The 22,210-nt window shown below is 71.6% G+C and carries 22 protein-coding genes; 8 read left to right on the forward strand and 14 right to left on the reverse strand.

The features are described 5' to 3' along the window. Positions 1-100: 100 nt before the first annotated feature. The gene (locus ASF96_RS00340; protein ID WP_055833193.1) at positions 101-808 is read left to right on the forward strand and encodes a ThuA domain-containing protein; all 708 of its coding nucleotides are present in this window, start codon (positions 101-103) and stop codon (positions 806-808) included. After that, positions 781-1,911, forward strand: a complete 1,131-nt coding sequence (locus ASF96_RS00345) for a Gfo/Idh/MocA family protein (protein ID WP_055934931.1) — start codon at positions 781-783, stop codon at positions 1,909-1,911. The genes ASF96_RS00340 and ASF96_RS00345 overlap by 28 nt, the downstream gene beginning before the upstream one ends. Before the next feature lie 92 nt (positions 1,912-2,003). Here ASF96_RS00345 and ASF96_RS00350 read toward each other — a convergent pair whose 3' ends face one another. Further along, on the reverse strand, positions 2,004-3,215 hold the full coding sequence (locus tag ASF96_RS00350; protein ID WP_055934934.1) for an FAD-dependent monooxygenase: 1,212 nt from the start codon (positions 3,213-3,215) through the stop codon (positions 2,004-2,006). 60 nt (positions 3,216-3,275) lie between these two features. On the opposite strand from ASF96_RS00350, the gene ASF96_RS00355 reads away from it, so the two are divergent. Then, entirely contained in the window at positions 3,276-3,794 is a 519-nt protein-coding gene (locus ASF96_RS00355; protein ID WP_055934937.1) for a MarR family winged helix-turn-helix transcriptional regulator, read from the forward strand. Here the strand turns inward: ASF96_RS00355 and pcaC are convergent. Genes pcaC through pcaH form a run of 5 tightly spaced genes read right to left on the reverse strand, consistent with a single transcriptional unit; the run spans position 3,779 to position 7,772 of the window. After that, positions 3,779-4,174 (reverse strand): 4-carboxymuconolactone decarboxylase, encoded by a 396-nt coding sequence (pcaC, locus tag ASF96_RS00360; protein WP_055934940.1) that lies wholly within the window; start codon positions 4,172-4,174, stop codon positions 3,779-3,781. The two genes, ASF96_RS00355 and pcaC, sit on opposite strands and share 16 nt — an antisense overlap. Continuing rightward, the gene (locus tag ASF96_RS00365) at positions 4,174-4,956 is read right to left on the reverse strand and encodes an alpha/beta fold hydrolase (RefSeq protein WP_055934943.1); all 783 of its coding nucleotides are present in this window, start codon (positions 4,954-4,956) and stop codon (positions 4,174-4,176) included. Before ASF96_RS00365 ends, pcaC begins: the two co-directional genes overlap by 1 nt. Next, positions 4,953-6,410, reverse strand: coding sequence for a lyase family protein (locus ASF96_RS00370; protein ID WP_055934946.1), 1,458 nt, complete (start codon positions 6,408-6,410; stop codon positions 4,953-4,955). Before ASF96_RS00370 ends, ASF96_RS00365 begins: the two co-directional genes overlap by 4 nt. Beyond that, positions 6,400-6,963, reverse strand: coding sequence for a protocatechuate 3,4-dioxygenase subunit alpha (gene pcaG, locus ASF96_RS00375; RefSeq protein WP_055934949.1), 564 nt, complete (start codon positions 6,961-6,963; stop codon positions 6,400-6,402). The genes ASF96_RS00370 and pcaG overlap by 11 nt, the downstream gene beginning before the upstream one ends. Beyond that, positions 6,963-7,772 (reverse strand): protocatechuate 3,4-dioxygenase subunit beta, encoded by an 810-nt coding sequence (gene pcaH, locus ASF96_RS00380; protein WP_055832539.1) that lies wholly within the window; start codon positions 7,770-7,772, stop codon positions 6,963-6,965. Before pcaH ends, pcaG begins: the two co-directional genes overlap by 1 nt. Before the next feature lie 90 nt (positions 7,773-7,862). On the opposite strand from pcaH, the gene ASF96_RS00385 reads away from it, so the two are divergent. Both ASF96_RS00385 and ASF96_RS00390 read left to right on the forward strand, forming a co-directional pair. After that, the gene (locus ASF96_RS00385; RefSeq protein ID WP_055934952.1) at positions 7,863-8,615 is read left to right on the forward strand and encodes an IclR family transcriptional regulator; all 753 of its coding nucleotides are present in this window, start codon (positions 7,863-7,865) and stop codon (positions 8,613-8,615) included. A 112-nt stretch (positions 8,616-8,727) separates the two neighbouring features. Then, the gene (locus ASF96_RS00390) at positions 8,728-9,909 is read left to right on the forward strand and encodes a 4-hydroxybenzoate 3-monooxygenase (RefSeq protein ID WP_055934955.1); all 1,182 of its coding nucleotides are present in this window, start codon (positions 8,728-8,730) and stop codon (positions 9,907-9,909) included. Between the two features lie 297 nt (positions 9,910-10,206). On the opposite strand, the gene ASF96_RS00395 is transcribed toward ASF96_RS00390, so the two are convergent. The 5 genes from ASF96_RS00395 to ASF96_RS00415 form a co-directional block, all read right to left on the reverse strand. Then, positions 10,207-11,643: an amino acid permease gene (locus ASF96_RS00395; protein ID WP_055833179.1), complete on the reverse strand. Its 1,437-nt coding sequence runs from the start codon at positions 11,641-11,643 to the stop codon at positions 10,207-10,209. A gap of 140 nt (positions 11,644-11,783) precedes the next feature. Next, positions 11,784-12,782 (reverse strand): magnesium/cobalt transporter CorA, encoded by a 999-nt coding sequence (corA, locus tag ASF96_RS00400; RefSeq protein WP_055832533.1) that lies wholly within the window; start codon positions 12,780-12,782, stop codon positions 11,784-11,786. Between the two features lie 65 nt (positions 12,783-12,847). Beyond that, entirely contained in the window at positions 12,848-13,042 is a 195-nt protein-coding gene (locus tag ASF96_RS00405; RefSeq protein ID WP_055832532.1) for a hypothetical protein, read from the reverse strand. Positions 13,043-13,173: 131 nt separating this feature from the next. Beyond that, positions 13,174-14,082 carry an EamA family transporter gene (locus ASF96_RS00410; RefSeq protein ID WP_055832530.1) on the reverse strand — a complete coding sequence of 303 codons (909 nt, stop codon included), beginning with the start codon at positions 14,080-14,082 and terminating at the stop codon, positions 13,174-13,176. Positions 14,083-14,089: 7 nt separating this feature from the next. Continuing rightward, a complete protein-coding gene (locus ASF96_RS00415) occupies positions 14,090-15,361 on the reverse strand; it encodes a serine hydrolase domain-containing protein (RefSeq protein WP_055934958.1) in 1,272 nt (423 codons plus the stop codon). Between the two features lie 197 nt (positions 15,362-15,558). On the opposite strand from ASF96_RS00415, the gene ASF96_RS00420 reads away from it, so the two are divergent. Next, on the forward strand, positions 15,559-16,212 hold the full coding sequence (locus ASF96_RS00420; RefSeq protein WP_055934960.1) for a biliverdin-producing heme oxygenase: 654 nt from the start codon (positions 15,559-15,561) through the stop codon (positions 16,210-16,212). On the opposite strand, the gene ASF96_RS00425 is transcribed toward ASF96_RS00420, so the two are convergent. Both ASF96_RS00425 and ASF96_RS00430 read right to left on the reverse strand, forming a co-directional pair. Next, positions 16,200-17,579 carry an ATP-dependent DNA helicase gene (locus ASF96_RS00425; RefSeq protein ID WP_055934963.1) on the reverse strand — a complete coding sequence of 460 codons (1,380 nt, stop codon included), beginning with the start codon at positions 17,577-17,579 and terminating at the stop codon, positions 16,200-16,202. The genes ASF96_RS00420 and ASF96_RS00425 overlap by 13 nt on opposite strands. After that, complete coding sequence (locus ASF96_RS00430) at positions 17,576-18,088, reverse strand: MerR family transcriptional regulator (RefSeq protein ID WP_082509208.1); 513 nt, start codon at positions 18,086-18,088, stop codon at positions 17,576-17,578. The genes ASF96_RS00425 and ASF96_RS00430 overlap by 4 nt, the downstream gene beginning before the upstream one ends. A gap of 50 nt (positions 18,089-18,138) precedes the next feature. Between ASF96_RS00430 and ASF96_RS00435 the strand changes: the two genes are divergently transcribed. Beyond that, positions 18,139-18,972, forward strand: a complete 834-nt coding sequence (locus ASF96_RS00435) for an NAD(P)/FAD-dependent oxidoreductase (RefSeq protein ID WP_055934965.1) — start codon at positions 18,139-18,141, stop codon at positions 18,970-18,972. 101 nt (positions 18,973-19,073) lie between these two features. Further along, positions 19,074-20,153: a hypothetical protein gene (locus ASF96_RS00440; protein ID WP_055934968.1), complete on the forward strand. Its 1,080-nt coding sequence runs from the start codon at positions 19,074-19,076 to the stop codon at positions 20,151-20,153. Positions 20,154-20,159: 6 nt separating this feature from the next. Here ASF96_RS00440 and ASF96_RS00445 read toward each other — a convergent pair whose 3' ends face one another. Beyond that, complete coding sequence (locus tag ASF96_RS00445; protein ID WP_055934971.1) at positions 20,160-22,145, reverse strand: cytochrome c oxidase assembly protein; 1,986 nt, start codon at positions 22,143-22,145, stop codon at positions 20,160-20,162. Between the last annotated feature and the right edge of the window lie 65 nt (positions 22,146-22,210).

Raw genomic sequence — 22,210 nt, forward strand, 5'->3', positions numbered from 1 at the left:
GGTTCGCGCAGATCACGCGGGCGATGTCGGGGGTCGACGGTAGCGTGACCGTCGATGCCGTCGTCGGGTCGATGGCATCCGGATGCCGAAGGGGGCGACGATGACGTCACGCACAGCTCTGATCGTGCGCGGGGGGTGGGAGGGCCACCATCCCATCGAGGCGACCGACCTGTTCGTGCCGTTCTTGCGCGACAACGACTTCGACGTGCGCATCGAGGACGGACCGGGCGTCTACGCCGACGACGATCTCATGCGGGGCGTCGACCTCGTCGTGCAGTCCGTGACGATGAGTGAGGCCGATCGCGAGAGCATCCAGGGTCTGCGGCGCGCGGTGGCCGCGGGGACCGGGCTCGCCGGATGGCACGGCGGCATCGTCGACTCGTACCGCCACGAAGCGGACTACCTGCAGTTGGTGGGCGGCCAGTTCGCCGCCCACCCGTCCAAGGATCCGGGCGATCGCGTCGGAGACGGGACCGACGTGTTCCTCGACCACCGCATCGAGCTCACCGACCTCGGCCGCACGCACCAGATCATGAGCGGGATCGTCGATTTCTCGCTCACGACGGAGCAGTACTGGGTGCTGCACGACGATCTGAACGACGTACTCGCCACCACCACCCACCCGGTTCGCGTCGACGAGCCGTGGCACCGACCGATCGTGTCTCCCGCCGTGTGGACGCGGGCCTGGGGCGAAGGACGGGTGTTCGTCGCGACCCCCGGCCATGACCCCTCGGTGCTGGCCGACGACAACGTGCGCACCATCATCGAGAGGGGGCTGCTGTGGGCGAGCCGACGCGCATCGGTCTGATCGGCCTCGGGGTCATCAGCGAGCAGTACCTCGACACGCTGCGCGAGCACCCCGCCGTGCGCATCGCCGCGGTCGCCGATCTGCGGGCGGAACGCGCCGCCGAGGTGGCGGCGTCGCTCGACCACGCGCGGGCGCTGAGCGTCGACGCGCTGCTCGCCGCCGACGACATCGACGTGGTCGTGAACCTCACGATCCCGGCCGCGCACGCCGACATCGCCCGTGCGGCGATCGCCGCCGGCAAACGCGTGTTCGGAGAGAAGCCTCTCGCGACGACCCTCGACGACGCGAAACAGATCGTGGCGGATGCCGAAGCGGCCGGCGTCGAGGTCGGCAGCGCACCCGACACGGTGCTCGGAACCGGCATCCAGACGGCGCGCGCAGCGGTCGAGAGCGGCCTGATCGGCACGCCCACCGCCGCCACGGCGACGTGGGTGTCGGCGGGCCATGAGCACTGGCATCCGAATCCCGACTTCTACTACCGCGAGGGCGGCGGGCCGCTGTTCGACATGGGGCCGTACTACCTGACCTCGCTGGTGCACCTGCTGGGGCCCGTCGTCTCCGTCACCGGCGACGTCTCGCGCGGACGCAGCGAACGCGTCATCGGATCGGGGCCCCGCGCGGGCGAGAGCATCGTGGTCGAGGTCGACACGCACGTCACCGGAACGCTCCGGCACACCACCGGCGCGCTGTCGACGGTGACCTTCAGCTTCGACGCGGCCGGGTCCACGGCGAGCCCGATCGAGGTGCACGGTGAGGCCGGTTCGTTGGCGGTGCCGGATCCGAACAACTTCGACGGGGTCGTACGGCACCTGGCGCCGGGCGCCCACGACTGGGTCGAGCTGCCGCCGACCGCCGGGTACGTTGCCGCGGGGCGCGGGATCGGCGTGATCGATATGGTGCGCGGAGGCGCCGAGGCCTACGGCGCGGCGGGCGGTGGCGCGTCCTCGCCCGGGCGCGCGAGTGGGGCGATGGCGCTGCACGTGACCGAGATCATGACGGCGCTGCCGCTGTCTGCGCGGGAGGGCCGACGCATCGTGCTCGAGACCACGGCTCTGGTGCCACCGCTCGTTCCGTTGACGCCGGTGGAGGTGTGGCGGGGCTGAGCCTCGAGCCGAGTCTTGCTTCATTCCGACATAAGCCGTTGTGATGCGGCGCATCACGATCGCGCGGCCCGTGACGCGGCCTCACCGACACGTCACCCCAGGTGCGCGTAGTCCGGCAGGTCGATGGCGTCGGCCGGCGGCGCGAAGAGTCCCCCCGTGAGACGCTTCGCGAGGGGAGTGGATGCCACCCGCAGCGCGGTCCGGAATGCCCCCACGCCGACCCGCGAGGTCGGGTTGGCCAGCCGCGGCGTCCCCGGGGGCAGGTTCTGCGCCTGCGCGACGTAGGGGCGCATCAGGCGCTCGTACCCGCCGAATGCGTCGCGGTGGTCGACATGGGCGGCCAGTTCGCCCGCCAGCACGTACGCACCCACGAGGGCGAGGCTCGTCCCCATTCCGCTGACCGGTGAGGCGCAGTACGCGGCATCCCCCACGAGTGCGACCCGACCACTCGACCAGCGGGGAGCCCGTACCTGACCGATCGCGTCGGTGTACAGCTCGTCGGCGCGGTCGAAGGCGTCGAGCACGCGCTCCGCCTCCCAGCCGGCGTCGGCGAAGACGGCGCGCAGGCGGCGGCGCTGGGCGTCCATATCTCCGCGCTCGCTCCTCGGGCGCGCACGATCGGTGACCACCGACAGCGTCGCGCGGATCGTGCCGTGCGGGTCGGGGCGCAGCGTGATCGACCGGCCGCCCGGCGCGGAGTACCAGCGCCACCAGTCGTCGTCTTCGGCGGTGCGGGGGATCGTCCCGTACGTCGTCTCGAGCCCCAGCGAGCGGATCCGCGGCTCCTCGCCGAAGACGAGCCCGCGGGTTCGCGAGCCGATTCCGTCGGCGGCCACGACGAGGGCGAAAGTCTCCTCGGGCGCTCGCTCGAAGCGCACCGTGACACCGTCGGCATCCTGCTCCAGCCCGGTGACCCGGTCGCCGAAGCGGTACTCCGTGCGTACGGTCGTGCGTTCCACGAGCAGTTCCGCGAGGTCGCCGCGCAGGATCTCGAGCTCGGCGGTGGCGCCGTCGGACTCGCCGCGGCCGGCCGGGAACTCCGCGACCGTGCGTCCGTCGCCGTCGACGAACCGCGTGCCGACCTCGCCGGTGGTCGCCGCCCGCACGTCGGACTCCAGGTCCATCCGCCGCACCACCTCGCGTCCGGCTCCGCGCACGTCGACGTTCTGCCCGCCGGTGCGCAGCGCGTCGGCGCGTTCGACGATCACCGTCTCGTAGCCGTATCGGTTCAGCCAGTACGCGAGCGCCGGGCCGGCGATGCTCGCCCCGCTGATCAGCACGCGTCGGTCGGAGGTCGCCGCCATTCTTCACCCGTTCCGTTGATAATCAATGAGATTAGCAATCTACACGACTATCCTGGACGAGTGGACCCGCTCGACGACCCTCCCGCTGCGCACGACGACCGCCGTGAGCGCGAGCGTGCGCGCCGAAGCGACGCCCCGCTGGGCGACGACGATCTGCGGGCGCGCGTGCAGCGCGTCGCCCTGCGCCAGCAGCAGTTCGAGAAGCACGTCGCCGCCGCCCTCGCCGTCGACGCACCCGGGCTCGAGGCGATGGACCACCTCATCTCGACGGGACCCGCCACCCCCACCGAGTTGGCCCGACGCCTCGGCATCTCGACCGCCGCGATGACGCTGGTGCTGCACCGCCTCGAGAACGCCGGGCACATCCGCCGCGAACGCCACCCCCACGACGGCCGCAAGCTCGTGGTCACCCCCGTCGACGGCTCACGCGACAGGGCGCGCGAGCTCGTCACGCCCCTCATCGAGGGCGTCGAGACGGTGGTGCAGGCCATGGACGCCGCGGAGCGCGCAACCGTGCAGCGCTTCCTCGACCGGCTGATCGACGCCTACGACGACGCCCTCGATCACTCCGGCGCGTGAGTCGCGTCTTCGGCGAAGACCTGCGACGCGATGCGGAACGCGGTGTTCGCGGCCGGCACGCCCGAGTAGATCGCCGACTGCAGAATGACCTCGCGGATCTCGTCGACCGTCAGGCCGTTGCGCAGCGCCGCCCGCAGGTGCATCGCGAGCTCCTCGTGATGCCCGTGCGCGATGAGCGAACTGAGCACCGCGATCGAGCGCGACCGGCGGTCCAGACCCGGACGCGACCAGATGTCACCCCACGCGACGCGCGTGATGAAGTCCTGCCAGTCGGCGGTGAGGTCGGTCGTCGCCGCGGTCGCGCGGTCGACATGCGCGTCCGAGAGCACCGCGCGGCGCACGGCCATCCCCTGGTCGTGGCGTTCCTGGTCGGTGGGCATCAGGCGGCCTTTCGAGAGGTGGAGGCGAAGAACGAGCGCAGCAGGGCGGCCACGGCCCCGGGCTGCTCGGCGGGGGGCAGGTGCCCGGCGCCGTCGATGCGCTCGACCCGACCGTTGCCCACGCCCGCGGCGATCTCGACGGCCTTGGCCTCGGGGGCGACGGCGTCGAACGCCCCCCACGCGGCGAGCACGGGCACGTCGATCCGACCGAGATCCGAGCGCACGTCGTACGCGGCGAGCGCTTCGCAGCAGCGGGCGTAGCTGTCGTCGTCGGCGTCCTGCAGCGCGTGCAGCAGCCGGCCGGTCAGCTCGGGGCGCCGCGCGATCGAGTCGGGGGCGAACCAGCGTTGGGCCGAGGCGACGATGAGGCTCGACGTGCTCTGCGCCCGCGCCTGCGCGGCGCGCTCGGCCCAGGCGCCGGGGTCGCCGAGCTGGGCTCCGGATGCCACGATCGCGGCGGCACGAAGACGATCGCCGTGCCGCAGCGCGAGCTCGAGTCCGGTGGCTCCCCCGAGCGAGACGCCGGCGTAGAGGAAGGTGTCGTCGGGTACGGCCGCGGCCACGGCATCCGCGAGGTCGGCGACCGTGAACGCCGCGCGCGCGACGGGCCCCGTGCCGTGGCCGGGGAGGTCCCACGCGGCGACGCGGTAGTCGTCGGCGAGCAGCGGCACGACGTCGTCCCAGAGGATGGTCGAGGTGCCGAGCGACGGCCCCAGCACCACGAGCGGCGCGTCGGGCGGTCCGACCGGCTCGGTCAGCGAGATCAGCGACACCGCACTCATTCGTCCACCCCGTGTTCGTGCAGGCCGTGTTCGTCCGGCCCGTGTTCGTCCAGGCCGTGTTCGTGTGCGTCTGATGCCGCGCGTTCTGCGCGGCCGCCGCCTGCCTCGCGGTCGGCCCCGCCCCGCGCCAGCCACGGCGCCAGGCCGACGTACGCCGACGGGTCGAGCACGGCGTCCACGTCGAGTCCCGCCGCCTCGGGCAGCGCGCGCAGGCGCTCCGCCAGGTCGCCGTCGCCGGCGAGCAGCTCGGCGAACCGCGGCGCGCCGATGAGCGGCACGAGCACTCCGCGCAGCCGCTCGCTCACGAGTCGACCGCCGGTCAGCCCGGCGTTGCGCCGCGCCGCCGCCACATCGACCCGCAGGTGAGACGCGAGCAACGCCGCGTGCCGCGTCGCCCCCAGCGCCAGACGCAGCAGCTCGCGCAGCGTCGGCCACTCCGCGTGCCAAGCGCCGTCGGGGCGTTCGTCGATGGCCAGGGAGGCCGCGAGGTGCAGCGTCGCCCCCAGCTGCGGAGCGCGCAGGGCGGCGGAGCGGATCAGCACCGCCTCGGCGGGGTTCTGCTTCTGCGGCATGGCCGACGATCCGCCGCCCACGCCCTCCGACACCTCGCCGATCTCGGTGCGACCGAGGGTCGCGACGTCGGCGGCCAGCTTGCCGAGCGCGTCCAGAACCTGCACCAGGGCATCGCCGAGCTCGGTGATCGGCCAGCGGGTGACGTGCCAGGGAGCATCGGGGGCGTCGAGGCCGGCGGCCCGGGCGAACGCCGCGGGCAGCGCCGCCGCGTTCTCGTGCGAGCCCGTGATCTCGACGAACGAGGCCAGGGTGCCGCCGGCGCCGGCGAGCTGCGCGGGGTACGCGAGCGCATCGACGCGCGCGAGCGCCCGCTCGATGCCCCGCGCCCACGTCGCGGCCCGAGCGCCGACCGTCGTGGGAACGGCGTGCTGGGTGAGGGTGCGAGCGGCCGCGACGTCGTCGGCGTGCGTGACGGCGAGCTCCCGGGCCCGCTCCCCCGCGATGCGCAGCGACGAGCGCACCTGCTCCATGGCGCGGCGCGCGACGATCATCAGCGCGGTGTCGAGGATGTCCTGGCTGGTGGCGCCGCGGTGGATCCACGGCCGGCAGTCGGCCGGCACCTGTTCCTTGAGCATGCCGACGAGCGGGATCACGGGGTTCCCCCCGGCGACCGACGCCGCGACCAGCGCACCGACATCGACATTGCGCGCGGGGAGATTCCGCGCGGGCGAGCCGCCCCGCTCGTCGAGCCCGAAGACGTGGTCGACCTCGACCGCCACCCGCCGCGGCGCGACGCCGAGGTCGGCGTAGGCCGCGACCAGAGCGCACTCCGCGCGAACGAGCGCGTCCAGCACGAACCCGTCCGACACGAGCAGGTCGTGCCCCACCGTCACCGGCGAGAGCAATCCGACGTCGACCACCGTGGGGGGCTCAGAAGGCAAGGAAGACCGTCTCATTCTCGCCCTGCAGCCGGATGTCGTGCCGCAGGCCGCCGTCGGCGGTGCGCGTCGCGACGACAGTAGCGCGCTCCTGCGGCGTCAGAGAGGTCAGCAGCGGGTCGGCGGCGAGCGCGGCGTCGTCACCGGGCACGTAGATGCGGGTGTGCAGCTTGTCGGGCAACCCCCGCGCGAACACGATCGCCGCGTAGAAGGCGGCGCGGCCCCCGATGCCAGCGGGCTCGCGGGTCCAGAACTCGAAGTGCCCCTCGTCGTCGGTGAACGCGCGACCGAAGCCGGTGAAGGTGTGGTCGTCGCGGCGCAACGCGCCCCGCGCCCGCGGCACCGAGCCGTCGGCATCCGCCCCGAAGATCTCGATGAGCGCGTCGGGGATGGGTGCCCCCGCGCCGTCGAGGATCGTGCCGCCGAGCACGATCGCGCCGGGCGAGTGGGGGAAGGCGACCTGGTGCTGCTTCGGGAACTCCAGGCCGTACGCGAAGAACGGCCCCACGGTCTGGCCGGGGGTGGCGCGGTGGGTCTTGGGGGGGACGGCGCTCATCACTCGTCGCCTTCCTGCTCGAAGTAGGTCGCATCGGCGCCGTCGACGACGATGTCGAAGCGGTACCCCGTCGCCCATTCGGGTGAGGTGAGGTCGTGGTCGTAGACGCCCACCAGGGCGTCGCGGTCCTTCTGCCGGTGGATGCTGTTGTAGATCGGGTCGAGCGCGAACAGCGGGTCACCGGGGAAGTACATCTGCGTGACGAGCCGCTGGGTGAACGACGAGCCGAACACCGAGAAGTGGATGTGGGCCGGCCGCCAGGCGTTGCGGTGGTTCTTCCACGGGTAGGGGCCGGGCTTGATCGTGGTGAAGCGGTACTCGCCGTTCTCGTTCGTGACCGCGCGGCCCGCGCCGGTGAAGTTCGGGTCGAGCGGGGCGGGGTGCTGGTCGCGCTGGTGGATGTAGCGCCCGGCCGAGTTGGCCTGCCAGATCTCGATGAGCTGGTTCGCCACCGGCCGTCCCCACGAATCGAGCAGGCGCCCCTGCACGCTCATTCGCTCACCCAGCGGTTCCCCGGCGTGCTGCAGCGTGAGGTCGGATTCGATCGCGGCGACGTCGCGCTGCCCGAAGGCGGGCGAGAACAGCTCGATCGTCTCGGGGTCGACGAGCCGGGGGTTCTTGGTCGGATGCCGCAGCACGCTCGAGCGGTACGCGGGGAAGTCGTGCGCGGTCGCGCCGAGGCGCTCACCGGCGGCGTCGAGGGCGTCGAGCTCGGCGTGACGGGCGCGGATCTCGTCGACGATCTGACTCTGCGTCGCCTGGTCGGGGGCGGCGAGCAGCGTCTCGGGGGCGGCGGCGGGGTGCGACATGGGGTCTCCTTCGACATGTCCATCGTCCGGCACCGGCCACGGACGCGCCAGAGCGTTCCCGCTGAATGGGAGTCATGGCATCCTGAGCCCATGGCGAACTCCTCCTCGGGCGATTCGGTCACCGACCGACTCGTGCGCATCCTCGAGACCTTCACCCCCACGCGCACCGCGCAGACGACGGCCGACATCGGTCGTCGCGCCGACCTGCCGAGCTCGTCCGCGCACCGCATCGTGAACGAACTCGTGGATGCCGGACTCCTCGAGCGCGACGACGAGCGCCGCGTGCGCGTGGGCATGCGGCTCTGGGAGCTGGCGACGCGGTCGTCGCACGCGTTGCGCCTGCGGCAGGCCGCCCTGCCGTACATGGAGCGCGTGCAGCAGAGGGTGCGCGAGCACACGCAGCTGGCGATCCTCGAGCACGACGAGGCCCTGTTCCTCGAGCGTTTGAGTGCGCCCGACTCCGGCGCCAACATCACCCGGGTCGCCGGCCGCCTTCCGGTGCACGCGTCGTCGTCGGGGCTGGCACTGCTGGCCTTCGCTCCGCGCGACCTGCAGGAACGCGTGCTGGCGGGCCCCCTCGAGGCGGTGACCCCCGAGACGATCGTCGATCCCGCCGCACTCCGACGCACGCTCGCCGAGATCCGCACCCTGGGGCGGGTGGTCGCCCCGGGATACGTCGACGCGGTGTCGACCGGCGTCGCCGTGCCCGTGCGCGACGAGACCGGGGCCGTGATCGCGGCACTGTCGGTGGTGCTCCCCCGCGATGCCGAGACGCAGTTCGCGCTCGTCGAGCTGCACCGCGCCGCCCGTGACACGGAGCGCGCGTTGGGCTATCGCCGCTGACGGCCGCGCGCGAGCGCGCGCGGCTCTGCCGCGTCCCGATGAATGGGAGAGTAGGAGTGGGCGGGCGAGGATGAGGGACACCATCGACTCAGCACCGTCGAAGGAGACGCCCATGAACCCCACCGTCCGCACCCGTGTCGCCATCGTCGGCGCCGGCCCCGCGGGGCTGCTGCTCTCGCACCTGCTGGCCCAGTCCGGCATCGAGTCGATCGTCATCGACCAGCGCTCCCGCGACGAGATCGAGAGCACCATCCGCGCCGGCATCCTCGAGCAGGGCACGGTCGAACTGCTCGACACGATCGGTCCCGCCTCGCGCGCCCGCACCGTCGGGAACCGCCACGACGGGATCGAACTGCGCTTCGAGGGCGAGGGGCACCGCATCGACTTCGCCGACACCGTCGGTCGCGCCGTCTGGCTGTACCCGCAGCACGAGGTACTCAAAGATCTGATCGCCGCGCGCCTCGAGGCCGGTCAAGACCTGCGCTTCGGCGTCACGGCCGAGCGCATCGACGACGCCGACACCGACCGGCCCCGCGTGATCGCGACCGATGCCGAGGGCGCCCCGTTCGAGATCGAGGCGGACTTCGTCGTCGGCTCCGACGGCTCCCGCAGCGTCGCCCGCGCGAGCGTCACCGGCTCGAGCCAGGGCGGCTACTTCCGCGAGTACCCGTTCGCCTGGTTCGGCATCCTGTGCGAGGCGCCGCCCAGCAGCGACGAGCTGATCTACAGCAACTCCCCCGACGGTTTCGCGCTCGTCAGCCAGCGCTCCGACACCGTGCAGCGCATGTACTTCCAGTGCGACCCGCACACCGACACCGCGGCGTACTCCGAGGAGCAGCTGTGGGACGAGCTGCAGAAGCGCGTTCCCGGAACGACGCTGGAGCAGGGCCCGATCTTCCAGCGCGACGTGCTGCGCTTCCGCAGTTTCGTGGCGCACGAGCTGCGTCGCGGCCGCGTCGCCCTCGTCGGCGATGCCGCCCATACCGTGCCGCCCACGGGCGCGAAGGGCATGAACCTCGCGATCGCCGACGTGCGCCTGCTCGCCGCCGCCCTCGGGGCCCTGCTGGTCGACCGCGACGCGCGCCTGCTCGACGCGTACCCCGAGACCGCGAGCCGCCGCATCTGGAAGGCCCAGCACTTCTCGTGGTGGATGACGAGCCTGCTGCACGTGGCTCCGGATGCCACCGACTTCGACCGCCGCCGCCAGCTCGGCGAGCTGCGCACCGTCGTGGAATCGGAGCACGGCCGCGCCTACCTGGCCGAGGCGTACTGCGGCTGGCCGTTCGACGCCTGAGCCCCGCCCGTGCGGGCCCGCTCCGGTCCGGCCCTGCGCTCGCCCCGGCCGGGCGCTCGCCCCGTCCCTGCGCCCGCCCGGCCCTGCGCCCGCCCGGCCCTGCGCCCGTCCGGCCCTGCGCCCGCCCGGCCCTGCGCCCGCGCCCGCCCTGCTCCCTCCGGGCGCCCGAACCCCTGTTGAGTGTCCAGAACACGCCGCCCCACGCCGCCCCGATGCGGCGTTTCCTGGACACTCAACGCCGGGGTGGCGGCGAGAGGGGGCACGACCGAAGAGGGCGCGCGCGCGGAGGGGGCGGGCTCAGCGCTTCGGGAAGGGGCTCGGGACCAGGGGCACCGCGCCGGTGTGGCCCTCGCGCTCCGCGGCGAGCGCGGCGATGCGTTTGCGGCACGCGAACCAGCCGATCGTGATGAGGATGCTCGCCCCGATCGCCACGAGCAGCGTGGCGGGTGAGTCGATGAACACCAGCACCATCACCACCGCGAGGAACACGAGCGTGAGGTAGCCCGTGTAGGGCGCCCAGAACAGCCGGAACGCCGGACGCACGAGCTCACCGCGGTCGGTCAGGCGCTTGAACTTCATCTGGCAGACGATGATGGTCGCCCAGGTGACCAGGATGCCGACGGCGGCGACGTTCAGGACGGTCTCGAAGGCGTCGCTGGGGTTGACGTAGTTGATCACGACGCCCAGCAGCGCGACGACCGCGGTGATCGCGATCCCGCCGTAGGGGACGCCGGCCTTGTTCATGCGCGCCGCGAACTTCGGAGCCGAGCCCGCGACCGCCATCGAGCGCAGGATGCGGCCGGTGGAGTAGAGCCCCGCGTTCAGCGACGACAGCGCCGCGGTCAGCACGACGAGGTTCATGATGACGTCGACCCCGGGCACCCCGATCGAGGCGAAGAACGTCACGAACGGGCTCTCGTCCTTGGAGTACGCCGTGTAGGGCAGCAGGAGCGAGAGCAGCAGCACCGAGCCGACGTAGAAGATCGCGACGCGGAAGATGACCGAGTTGATCGCGCGCGGCATGATCTTCTCGGGGTTCTTCGTCTCGCCGGCGGCGGTGCCCACGAGTTCGATCGAGGCATAGGCGAACACCACGCCCTGCATCAGGATGATCGCGGGCAGGATGCCGTTGGGGAAGAACCCGCCGTTGTCGGCGATGAGCGAGAAGCCGACGGGGGCGCCGGTGGGGGTGCCGAAGACGACGAAGTAGATGCCCACCAGCAGGAACGCGACGAGGGCGGTGACCTTGATGAGCGCGAACCAGAACTCCAGCTCGCCGAAGACCTTCACCGACACGAGGTTGACGGCGAGCACCGTCACCAGGGCGGCCAGGGCCCACACCCACTGCGGGACCGCGGCGATCCACGGCACGTACTTGCCGAAGAAGTTCATGTAGAGCGCAGCCGCGGTGATGTCGACCATCGTCGTCGTCGCCCAGTTGATCCAGTAGAACCAGCCCGAGACGAACGCGGCCTTCTCACCGAAGAACTCGCGGGCGTACGAGACGAACGACCCCGACGTGGGCCGGTGCAGCACCAGTTCGCCGAGCGCGCGCAGGATGAAGAACGCGAAGAGGCCGCACACCGCGTACGAGATGACGATGGCGGGCCCGGCCTGGGCCAGGCGTCCGCCCGCACCGAGGAAGAGGCCGGTGCCGATGGCGCCACCGATGGCGATCATCTGCACCTGACGCCCGGTGAGCCGCTTGTGGTAGCCGGCATCCTCGAGCTGCACGGTCGAAGTGGGGGTCGGCTCGACGGCATCGCCGGAGCGCGGAGTGGAGTCGTTCACCTCCCCATCATTCGATTCACGCAGCGTCTGTCCAGGAAGCGCGCCGCGTGCCGCGGCATCCCGAGCTCACGGATGCCGCGGGCTCAGAGCCACTTCTTCCACTTGAACGTCAGCCACAGACCCGCCGAGACGGCCACCATCAGCAGTAACGCGAGCGGGTAGCCGTATTGCCACTCGAGCTCGGGCATGTTCTTGAAGTTCATGCCGTAGATCGCGCCGATGAGCGAGGGGCCGAACAGGATCGCCGCCCAGCCCGAGATCTTCTTCACCTGCTCGTTCTGCTCGAGCGAGGTCTCGGTCTGGCGCTGGGTGACCAGGGTGGCGTTCACCGTGAGGGCGTTGTCGAGGATGGCGCGCAGCGCCGTGAGCTTGTCGCACTGGCGCAGCACGTGGTCGAGCACGTCGCGCAGTGACCGCTGCAGCTCGATGTCGACGCCGTACTTCTCGGATCCGCGCAGCAGCGCCTCGAGCATGTCGCGCAGGGGCTCGGTCGCGCGCTGGAAATGGATCACCTCGCGGGCGAGCTCGTAGATGCGCTGGGTCAGTTCGGCGCCGCCCGCCCCGAACAGCTGGTCCTCGATCTCGTCGACGTCGTTCTGCAGGCCCCGCGCCACGGGGTCGTACTGGTCGACCACCTCGTCGAGGATCGCGTAGAGCACCGCTTCGGGTCCCCGCGCCAGCAGGTCGGGTTGCTGTTCGAGGCGGTGACGCACGTGCGCGAGGTCGGGGACCTCGGCGTGACGCACCGTCACGACGTAGTCGGGCCCGATGAACACGTGCAGCTCACCGAATTCGATCGTCTCGGTCGCGTCGATGTAGCGCGCCGGGCGCAGCACGGCGAAGAGATTGCCGCCGTAGCGCTCGAGCTTCGCGCGCTGGTGGCCGGTCAGGGCGTCTTCGACGGCGAGGGGGTGCAGCGAGAACTCAGCGGCGACCCGCTCGAGCTCTTCGGGCGAGGGCCGCAGCAGGCCGATCCAGGCCATCCCGCCGTGGGCTTCCATGTACTCGAAGGTCTGGTCGAGACTCGAGGGATTCTCGATGCGGTGACCGCCGACGTACACGGCGCTGTCGATGATGGGCATGGTTCCGTTCTACCCCCGCCAGGTGTCCGTGGGGTGACAGCGAGCCCTGCGCGGGCCGAGCGGGTTCAGCGCCGCGCGCGCCCCTTGTTCGCCACCTGCATCGACCCGGCGATCGTCAGCACGATGCCCATGGCCGCGGCGAGGCCGTTGTTGGCGACGCTCGCACCCGACGAGATGTCGACGATGGCCAGCACGAGGTTGACCACCCCCGCGACGATCATGAGCCAACCGACGAAGGAGAGGAGTTTGAGGCGATCCACGGGTGAACCATAGCGTGAAAAGAACGACCCCGGTCGCTCTTTCTCCGGGTCCTTCCGCTACGGTTCGCGAGCGAGATCCGCCCGACGGCGCGCAGGCGCCGTGCTCACGACCGGGCCGGGCGTGGCATCCCTCAGCCGAGGGGCTCGCCGAGCGCTGCGGCGGCATCGGGTCCCGGATGCCGTGCCCCGGCCGCGCGTCGTGTCGCCGCCCGCACGGCGCCGATGCTGGCCGCGATGACGAGCCCGATGCCGACGAGCTCGAGCCACGAGAGGTGCTGCCCGAGCAGGAGGAACCCGGCGATCGATGCCGTCGCCGGCCCCAGGCTCATCAGGATCGCGAACGCCGAGGCGGGGAGCCGCCTGAGCGCCACGAGCTCCAGCGCGTAGGGGATGGTCGACGACAGCAGCGCCACCGCCGCTCCCACCGCGAGCAGATCGATGCGCAGCAGCGCGGACCCCGCCTGCCACACTCCGAACGGCAGGGAGATCACGGCGCCGACCGTCATGGCGAGGGCGAGACCGTCGAGGCGGGGGAACTCCCGGCCGACGCGCGCCGAGGCGAGGATGTACAGCGCCCAGCTCACCGCGGCCCCCAGGGCGAAGACGACTCCGAGCGCGTCGAGGCGGTCCCACCCGCCCGCGCCGAGCGCCACCACCCCGGCCAGGGCGAGCCCGGCCCACAGCCACCGGGCCAGGCCCGCCGAGGTGAGGATCGACAGGGTCAGCGGACCGAGCACCTCGATCGTGACGGTGACGCCGAGCGGCAGCCGCTCCAGCGCCAGATAGAACAGCCCGTTCATGCTCGCGAGCACGACGCCGAAGCCGACGACCGAGCGCCACGCCGCCGCGTGGTGCCCCCGCAGGCGGGGCCGCGCGATGAGCAGCAGCAGGACGGCCGAGAACAGCAAGCGCAGCATGACGATGCCGAGCGGTCCGGTCTGCGGGAAGAGCATGACCGCGAACGAGGCGCCCACCTCTTGACAGGCCAGGCCCACCAGCACGAGCGACGCGGCCGACCCTTGGCCGCCGCGAGCGATCATCGCGGGGTCACGCGGCGGGCTGCGGGCAGATGGCGTTGGCCAGGATGCCGTCGCGCATCTGCTGCGAGGTCCACGGCAGGCCCGCCTCGGGGGCGGTCTGCCCCTGCGCCGCGGGGGCCTTCGACGCGATGGCCGCCAGCTCCCACGCCAACCACGCCGACGTCATCTTGTTGCCGCCGGAGTTGTTCAGCACCACGGCGATCGACATGCCCGTGCGGGGGTCGGCGAACGCGCCGACCATGTAGCCCGGCATCCATCCGTACTGCCCGATGAGCGACCCGGCCTGGAAGGCTCCCCCCGACGCCGTGAACCACGTGGGCTGGTCGCCCCCGACGGGGACGGGCGAGGCGAAACGGTCGTCGCCGTCGGGCAGCAGGGCGCCCGAGGCGAGAGCCTGGGCGTAGTGGCCCAGGTCGGTGATGTCGGTCACGGCACCCGCGGCGGCACCCCCGTAGCTCGCCGACATCTCGGTGAACTCGCGCGGGTCGGTGCAGTTCCACACGCCCTCGGGGCTGGGCTGCGACCAGTAGCCCTGCAGCGACGACGCGGCGGGGTTGGCGGGGGCCGAGGACGGCAGCGCGGTCGCGTCGAGACCGAGCGGCTCGGCGACCCGCTCCGAGATGACCTGCGAGAGCGACTCGCCCGTGGCCCGCTCGACCGCGAGGCCCGCCAGCAGGTAGTTCGTGGCGGAGTCGGCGAACGAGGCGCCCGGGGCGTTCACGCGGGGGCTCGCGATGCCGTAGGCCATGAGCTCGCGCGGGTTCCACGCGCGGTCGGGGTTGTTGAGCACCATGCCCTCGAGCACCGAGGTGTACGACGCGAGTCCCGAGGTACCGTCGCACAGCTGACGCAGCGTGATGTCCTCGTATCCGGGCAGGTTGCTGACCCACTGCGTGATCGGGTCGCTGAGGCTCAGCGTCCCGTCGGCGGCCAGTCGGTACACGGCGTCGCAGGTCATGGCGCCGGTCACGTCGGCCGCGCGGAAGGTCAGGTCGGTGGTGACCTCTGCGCCGCCGGGGCCCTGCGTTCCCAAGCCCGACACCCAGGTGCCGCTCCAGGGCGCCCAGACGCCCACGATGGCGCCCGTCGAACCCGTGGCGGCCATCGCGGTGGTGACGGCGTCCTGCAGCTCCGAGACGGTGGCCTCGGGAAGGGGGGCGTCGACCTGCGCGGGAACGTCGAGGGCCACCGACGCCTGAGGCGTGCAGCCACTCAGAACCACGGCGAGCGCGCTGGCGCCCGCGATCGCGATGGCCGCGGAACGACGCCATCCCCGCATGTGTTACCCCCAGGAATCCGAGCGCGGCGAAGCGCCCGCTCGAAAGATTCAAACACACGCCGCCTGAACGTCACCGCCCCTTGCATCCTGGACTCGTCACGTCTGCATCACATCTGGGGGCGGCTGCGGGGCGGATGCCGCGAACTCCGTCGAAAACAGGGGTTAGGCCAGCCTAACTCTTTGCGTATGATGACGTCATGAACGCCGTCATCCCGTTCTCCACCGCGCTGCGCGAACGTTCCAGCAGTGCGCACTCCACGAACGAGTGCGACGGGTTCATGACCGAGCTGCTCACCGGCAGCGGCACCCGCGACGACTACGTCGCCCTCGTCGCCCAGCACTGGTTCATCTACTCGGCCCTTGAAGAGTCGGCGGTCGCTCTGCGGCGCGACCCCGTGGCATCGGTGTTCCTCAGCGACAAGCTCACGCGCCTCCCCGCCCTCGAGGCCGACCTCGCGTTCTTGCTGGGTCCGACGTGGCGCGAGAGCGTCACGCCGCTGCCCACCACGCAGGCGTACGTCTCTCGCATCCGGCGCGTGGCGGCCACCTGGCCCGGCGGCTTCGTCGCGCACCACTACACGCGGTACCTGGGCGACCTGTCGGGCGGGCTCTTCATCGGCCGGCTCATGCAGCGCCGCTTCGGCTTCGACACCAACGGGATCGGCTTCTTCCTCTTCGGCGACATCGCCGACCCGAAGGCGTTCAAGAACGTCTATCGCGAGCAGCTCGACGCCGCCCCCTGGGACGACGACGAGAAGGAGCGCGTCATCGCCGAGGTGCTCGTCGCCTACCGGTTCAACACCGAGCTGTTCGCCGACCTCGCGCGCGCGAAGGCGGCTCAGGTCGCCTGAGCCGCCGCCTGTTGGCGGCCGAGCCACGCCTGCTTCATGAAGCGGCGCACGTCTTCGTCGACCCGGATGTCGCTGGGCCGGAGCGGGCGCGTCAGGTACAGGCCGTCGATCGAGGTGAGACGGCTGAGCGCGACGTAGGTCTGCCCGGGGGCGAAGGCGCCGGCGCCGAGGTCGACGACGGCGCGGTCGTAGGTCTTGCCCTGCGACTTGTGGATCGTCACGGCCCACGCCAACCGCAGCGGGAACTGCGTGAACTCCGCGACGATCTCGCGCGAGAGGTTCTTCGTGCCCGGGTCGTAGGCGTAGCGGTACCTCTCCCAGACCGCGGGCTCCACGTCGTGCTCGGTGCCGTCGACCTCGACGCGCACGCTGTCGCCCGCGATGCGCGTGACGGTGCCGATCGTGCCGTTGACCCAGCGGGGCGCCTCGCCGAACTGCGCCCCGTCGTTGCGCAGGAACATCACCTGCGCGCCGACCTTGAGCGTCAGCTCCATCTCGGCGGGGTAGTTCGCCTCGCCGCGGCCGAAGTCGCCCGAGATCTCGGCGGCCGCCGTCTGCGTGCGCCCGATGAGCTCGTCGAGGTGGCGCCGGTTGATCGTGTTCACCCGGTCGTTACGGGTGGCGAGCGTGATGATCGGGTGCTCGCCGTCGGCGGGGTGAGGAGGGGTGCGCGCCCCGGCAGTGTTGAGCACCTCCGCCATCTCGGCCGTCACCCGTCCGTAGCGCACCGCGTTGAGCAGGGTCTTGAACCCGGGGTCGGACTGCCGGTGGATCTCGACGAGCTCGTTGACGTGCAGTTCGGCGCCGTGCCGGCCGATGTCGATGAGACCGTCGCTGACCGACTCCCCCGACCACACCTTGGCGTCGAAGAACCAGAACGAGCGGTAGTGGTCGTCGATGTAGCGCGCCTCGTCGCCGCGCGGCGGCACCGGGGCGAGCTGGTACGGGTCTCCGAACATCACGACCTGCGTGCCGCCGAACGGCTCGGCGCGACGACCCCGGGCCTGACGCAGGGAGCGGTCGATGGCATCCATCAGGTCGGCGTTGACCATCGAGATCTCGTCGATCACCAGGGTGTCGATCGCGTTGAGGATCTTGCGGGTGGCGTCGTTCTGGTCGATGTCGCCGTTCGCGATGAGACCGATGGGCAGGCGGAACAGCGAGTGGATCGTCTGGCCCTCGACGTTCAGGGCCGCGACCCCCGTCGGTGCGCACACGGCGATCTGCTTCTTCGTGTTCCACGCCAGGTGCTGCAGCAGCGTCGACTTGCCCGTACCCGCCCGGCCCGTGACGAAGACGTGCTCACGGGTGTCCTCGATCAGCCGGAACAGCGCCTGCTGTTCGGCGGAGAGGGGCGGCGTGGTCACCGGTTCATGCTAGTTCGCACCGCCGTCGCCGGGCGGCGGGGTGTGGACGCGTCGTCGGACCGGGAGCGGGCAGGCGTCTCGCACGACGGCTCGGTGCGCACCAGCAGCCAGCGCGCCTCGCCCGAGAGCACGTCGGCGACGTGGTTGCGGAACCGCGGGCACTCGGTGATGTCGTGCGCGCGACAGCGCAGGGCGTGCTCGGTCATCGCGCGGGCCTGGGCGATGTCGGCCGCGCGCCGATCGAGCTCGGCCACGTGCTCCTCGAGCACCCGGTGGCGGTCGGGCGCGTCCTCGTCGAGCAGCACCTGGATCTGCTCGAGCGAGAGCCCCGCGGCCTTGTTGCGCAGGATCACGGCGATGCGCACGCTGTCGCCCTCGTCGAAGCGCCGGCGCCCCGCGGCATCCCGACCCGGGCGCAGCAGCCCCTCGTCTTCCCAGTAGCGCAGCACGTGCGTCTCGAGCCCGAATCGCGCCGCCGCCTCGCCGATCGACTCCCCGCTTGACTTCATGTCGACATGAAGTCACACGATGGACGAGAACGCAAGCGGAAGGAACCCTCATGTACGACGCGATCATCATCGGCGGCGGCCCCGCCGGGCTGCAGGCCGCCCTCACCCTGGGTCGAATGCACCGACGCACCCTGCTGCTCGACTCCGGCGCGTACCGCAACGCCACCGTGAGCCACGCCCACAACCTGCTCACCAACGACGGCCGCGACCCGGCGGAGCTGCGTCGACTCGGTCGTGCCGAGATCGGCGCGTACGCGACGGTCGAGATCCGGGATGCCGTCGCCTCCACCGTGGCGCAACAGGGCGACGAGCTGACGGTCACCGTCGACGACGAGCCCCTGCGCGCGCACGCGGTGATCCTCGCCACCGGCGTGACCGACGATCTCCCCGCGATCCCCGGCCTCGCCGAGCAGTGGGGCGACCGCATCGCCAACTGCCCCTTCTGCCACGGCCACGAGTTCGCCGGTCGTCCCGTCGCGGTCGTCAACGCCTCGCCGCACTCGGCGGTGCTGGCCCGAATGCTCGAGCCCGTGGCATCCGAGGTGCACCTGGTCGACCCGGCACGCGTCGAGCGGGTCGACGGCACGGCCGACGGGCTCCGCCTGCTGCTCGTCGAGGGCGGGCACCTCGACGTGGCCGGCGCGTTCATCGCTCCCACCTGGCGCCCGAACGCCCCCTTCGCCGCCCAGCTCGATCTCGCCGTGACCGAGGCGGGGGCCGTGCGCACCGACGCCTTCGGGCGCACCAGCATGCCCGGTGTGTACGCGGTCGGAGACCACGCGCAGGCCGAGCACCTGCCCGGGCCGATGTTCTCGCTCGCCGCGGCCATCGCCGCCGGGCAGCTGGCCGCGGTCGCCGTCGTGCACTCGCTCGTCGCCGACTGAGACGCCCGACGCGGGCACGACTCCGCCCCTCCCGGTGGGCCCGCGTGACGCCGCGGGGCGGCGCGCGGCATCTGCGCAGGTGGGCTTCTTAGACTGGGGGCGTGGACAACGCCGGCGGGGGCCCCGCGACGCCCAGGGGCGTCACCGGCGCGCGCCCGCGCGGGCGGTTCGAGATCCCGGCGATCATCGTCATCGGCATCCTGCTGCTCGCCGCCCTGGGCGGGGGAGCCGCGTCGCTGTACCGGGAGTTCTACAGTCCCCGCGCGTTCGTCATGCACTACCTCGAGCTGCTGCACGACCGCCGCGCGGCCGAGGCGCTCGCCGTTCCGGGGGTCGCCGTCGACTCGGCCGATCTCGAGGCAGCGGGGCTTCCCGCGACCGCGTCCGAGGCGCTGCTGCGGCCCGAGGCACTCACCCCGTTGATGGATGCCGCGATCGTCGACGAATCCGTCGAGGGTGACGTCACCCGCCTGACCGTGTCGTACACGGCGGGCGGGTACGCCGGCACCACCACGCTGTCGGTGCAGCGCGACGGCGGATCGAGCCTGCTGCCCCGCTGGCGCTTCGCGCGCAGCCCGCTCGCCGTGATGGACCTGTCGGTGCAGGGGTCGATGCGCTTCTCGGTCAACGGCTTCGAGGTCGACAAGCGCCAGGTGTCGGTCGAGGGGCCCGACACCGATCCCGCGGCCGAGGTGCCGCTGCTCGTCTTCTCGCCCGGGCTGTACTCGGTCGCCGTCGACACGGCGATCTCGGCGACCCCCGGGGTGGCCGTGCTCGCCGATGCGCCCCTGGCCGGCATCCCGATCGACGTGCAGGCCGAACCGACCGAGGAGTTCATCGCGGTCGTGCAGCAGCGCGTCGAGGACTTCCTCTCGTCGTGCGCCGAGCAGAAGGTGCTGCAGCCCACCGGGTGCCCGTTCGGGTTCACCGTGCGCAACCGCATCGACGGAGCCCCCGACTGGTCGATCGTCGAGCAGCCCGTCGTCACCGTGGTGCCCGACGGCGCCGGCTGGCGCATTCCGTCGGCCAAGGCGGTGGCGCACATCCGCGTCGACATCCGCTCGATCTTCGACGGCAGCGTGCGCTCGGTCGAAGAGGACGTGCCCTTCCGCGTCGACGGCGCGATCACGGTGCTGCCCGACGGCACCGCCTCGATCCTCGTGGGCGGGCAGTCCGACTGAGCGGGATCAGCCGCGCTGGCGTGCGGCGACGCGCGCGTCGCGCTCGGCCATGCGCGCCAGCTCTTCGTTGTACGCGTCGAGTTCGAGGTCTCCGACCCGGTCGACGTGCCGATCGCGGCGCTTCTGCTGCCGTTCGTCGCTGCGGCTCCACTGGATCGCGACGGTGATCGCCAGAATGAGCGTCGGGATCTCGCCCACCGACCAGGCCACGCCACCGCCGACGTACTGGTCCTGCAGGGGTGTCGCCCCCCAGGTGCGCCCCATCGCACCGAACCACTCGGCGACCATGAGGCCGGAGTTCATCATGATCGCGATGCCGAAGAACGCGTGCATCGCCATGATCGCGATGAGCACGAGCAGACGCATCGGATAGGGCAGGCGGTAGGGCACCGGATCGATGCCGACGAGGCTCAGCACGAAGAGGTACCCCGTGACGAGGAAGTGCGCGACCATCCAGATGTGGCCGACGTGGTCGTACAGCGACCACCGGAAGAGGTCGGTGTAGTAGAACGCCCACAGCGAGCCGATGAACAGCCCCGCCGCGACGTACGGGTTGGTGAGCACCTTCGCGACCGGGTTGTGCACCGCCCAGAGGATCCACTCGCGACCACCGCGGGTGCCGTCGTCGCGTTTGCGGATGGCCCGCGCGGCCAGCGTCACCGGCGCCCCCGTCACGAGCAGCAGGGGGATCGCCATCGACAGCAGCATGTGGCCGATCATGTGCATGCTGAACAGGTAGTCCTGGTACACGTTGATCGGTCCCGAGGTGACCCAGAACACCCCCAGCATGCCCAGGATCCACATCACGGTGCGGTGGATGGGCCAGGCGTCGCCGCGGCGGTGCAGGCGCCAGACGCCGGCCAGGTAGAAGAACAGGGCGAAGGCGACGACGAACGCCCACAGCAGGTCGACGTCCCACGCGGTGAACCAGCGCTCGAGGGTGAGCTCGGGCGGCAGCGGCGAACCGGTGAGCACCTCGGCCGGGGTCTGACCGACCAGCGGCGCCTCGACGGGCGGGGCGGTGCGCGCCAGCGCGGCGGCCGCACCGCTGGCGACACCCATGAAGACCAGTTCGAGCGTGAGGATGCCCCAGAACCGCCGCGAACCGGGCTCGTCGGCCATGCGTGAGATGAGGCGGCGGCGGTACCACGCGCCGAGGACGCCCATCGCGAGGAGCGCGGCGACCTTGACCAGCACCAGGAAGCCGTAGGTCGAGAAGAGGTTCGACACGTCGAGGAGCGTGATCGAGGCGCGGACGGTGCCCGAGACGGCCACGACGACGAAGGCCACCAGCGCGATCGACGAATAGCGCAGCAGCACCGCCTGCAGCTGCCGGCGCGACATCGCCGGGCGCACGACCACGAGCAGGACGAGACCGCCCAGCCACACGGCCGCGGCGATGATGTGCAGGACGAGCGAGATCACCGCGGCGTTGTGACTGGCCTCGGTGCCCGCGTGCCCCTGCGTCCCCATCGGGATGAGAGATGCCAGAGCCAGGATCGCGACGAGCAGGGTGGGGATCCACGACCGCACGGCGAAGGTCAGCACGGTCAGCACGGCACCGGCGATGGTCGTGATGAGCCACGCCTGACCCAGCGGACTCTCGACCAGGAAACGGCCGAGCTGCTGACCGAAGACGGCGTCGAGGGTGGGCTTGGCGTTCAGGACGTTCAGGAACGTCAGGTACCCGGTGGTGGCGGCGGCGATGGTGAAGACCGCCGCGCCGATCGACGCGGTGTCGAGCGCGATCTCGAACGGCCGCTCCCCCGCGGGCAGGGCGAACAGCGCCAGCACGAGGGAGCCGACCAGGGTGGCCGCCGAGAGGTTGACCAGCACGGTCGCGATCGGGAGCCCCCACCGCACGACCGGACCGGGGTCGGCGAGCTGCACCTCGGCGGCTCCGCCGCCGTACGCCAGTCCCGCCACGACGGCGATCAGCGAGACCGCGATCAGGATGACGGGTCCCGCGACGCGGAGAAGGCGGGGATTCACCCCTCCAGACTACGTCGCGTACACACAGCACAGGGGGGATGCCGATGGCATCCCCCCTGTGAAGG

The sequence above is a fragment of the Microbacterium sp. Leaf179 genome (genome assembly GCF_001423785.1).
Classification (GTDB): Bacteria; Actinomycetota; Actinomycetes; order Actinomycetales; family Microbacteriaceae; genus Microbacterium.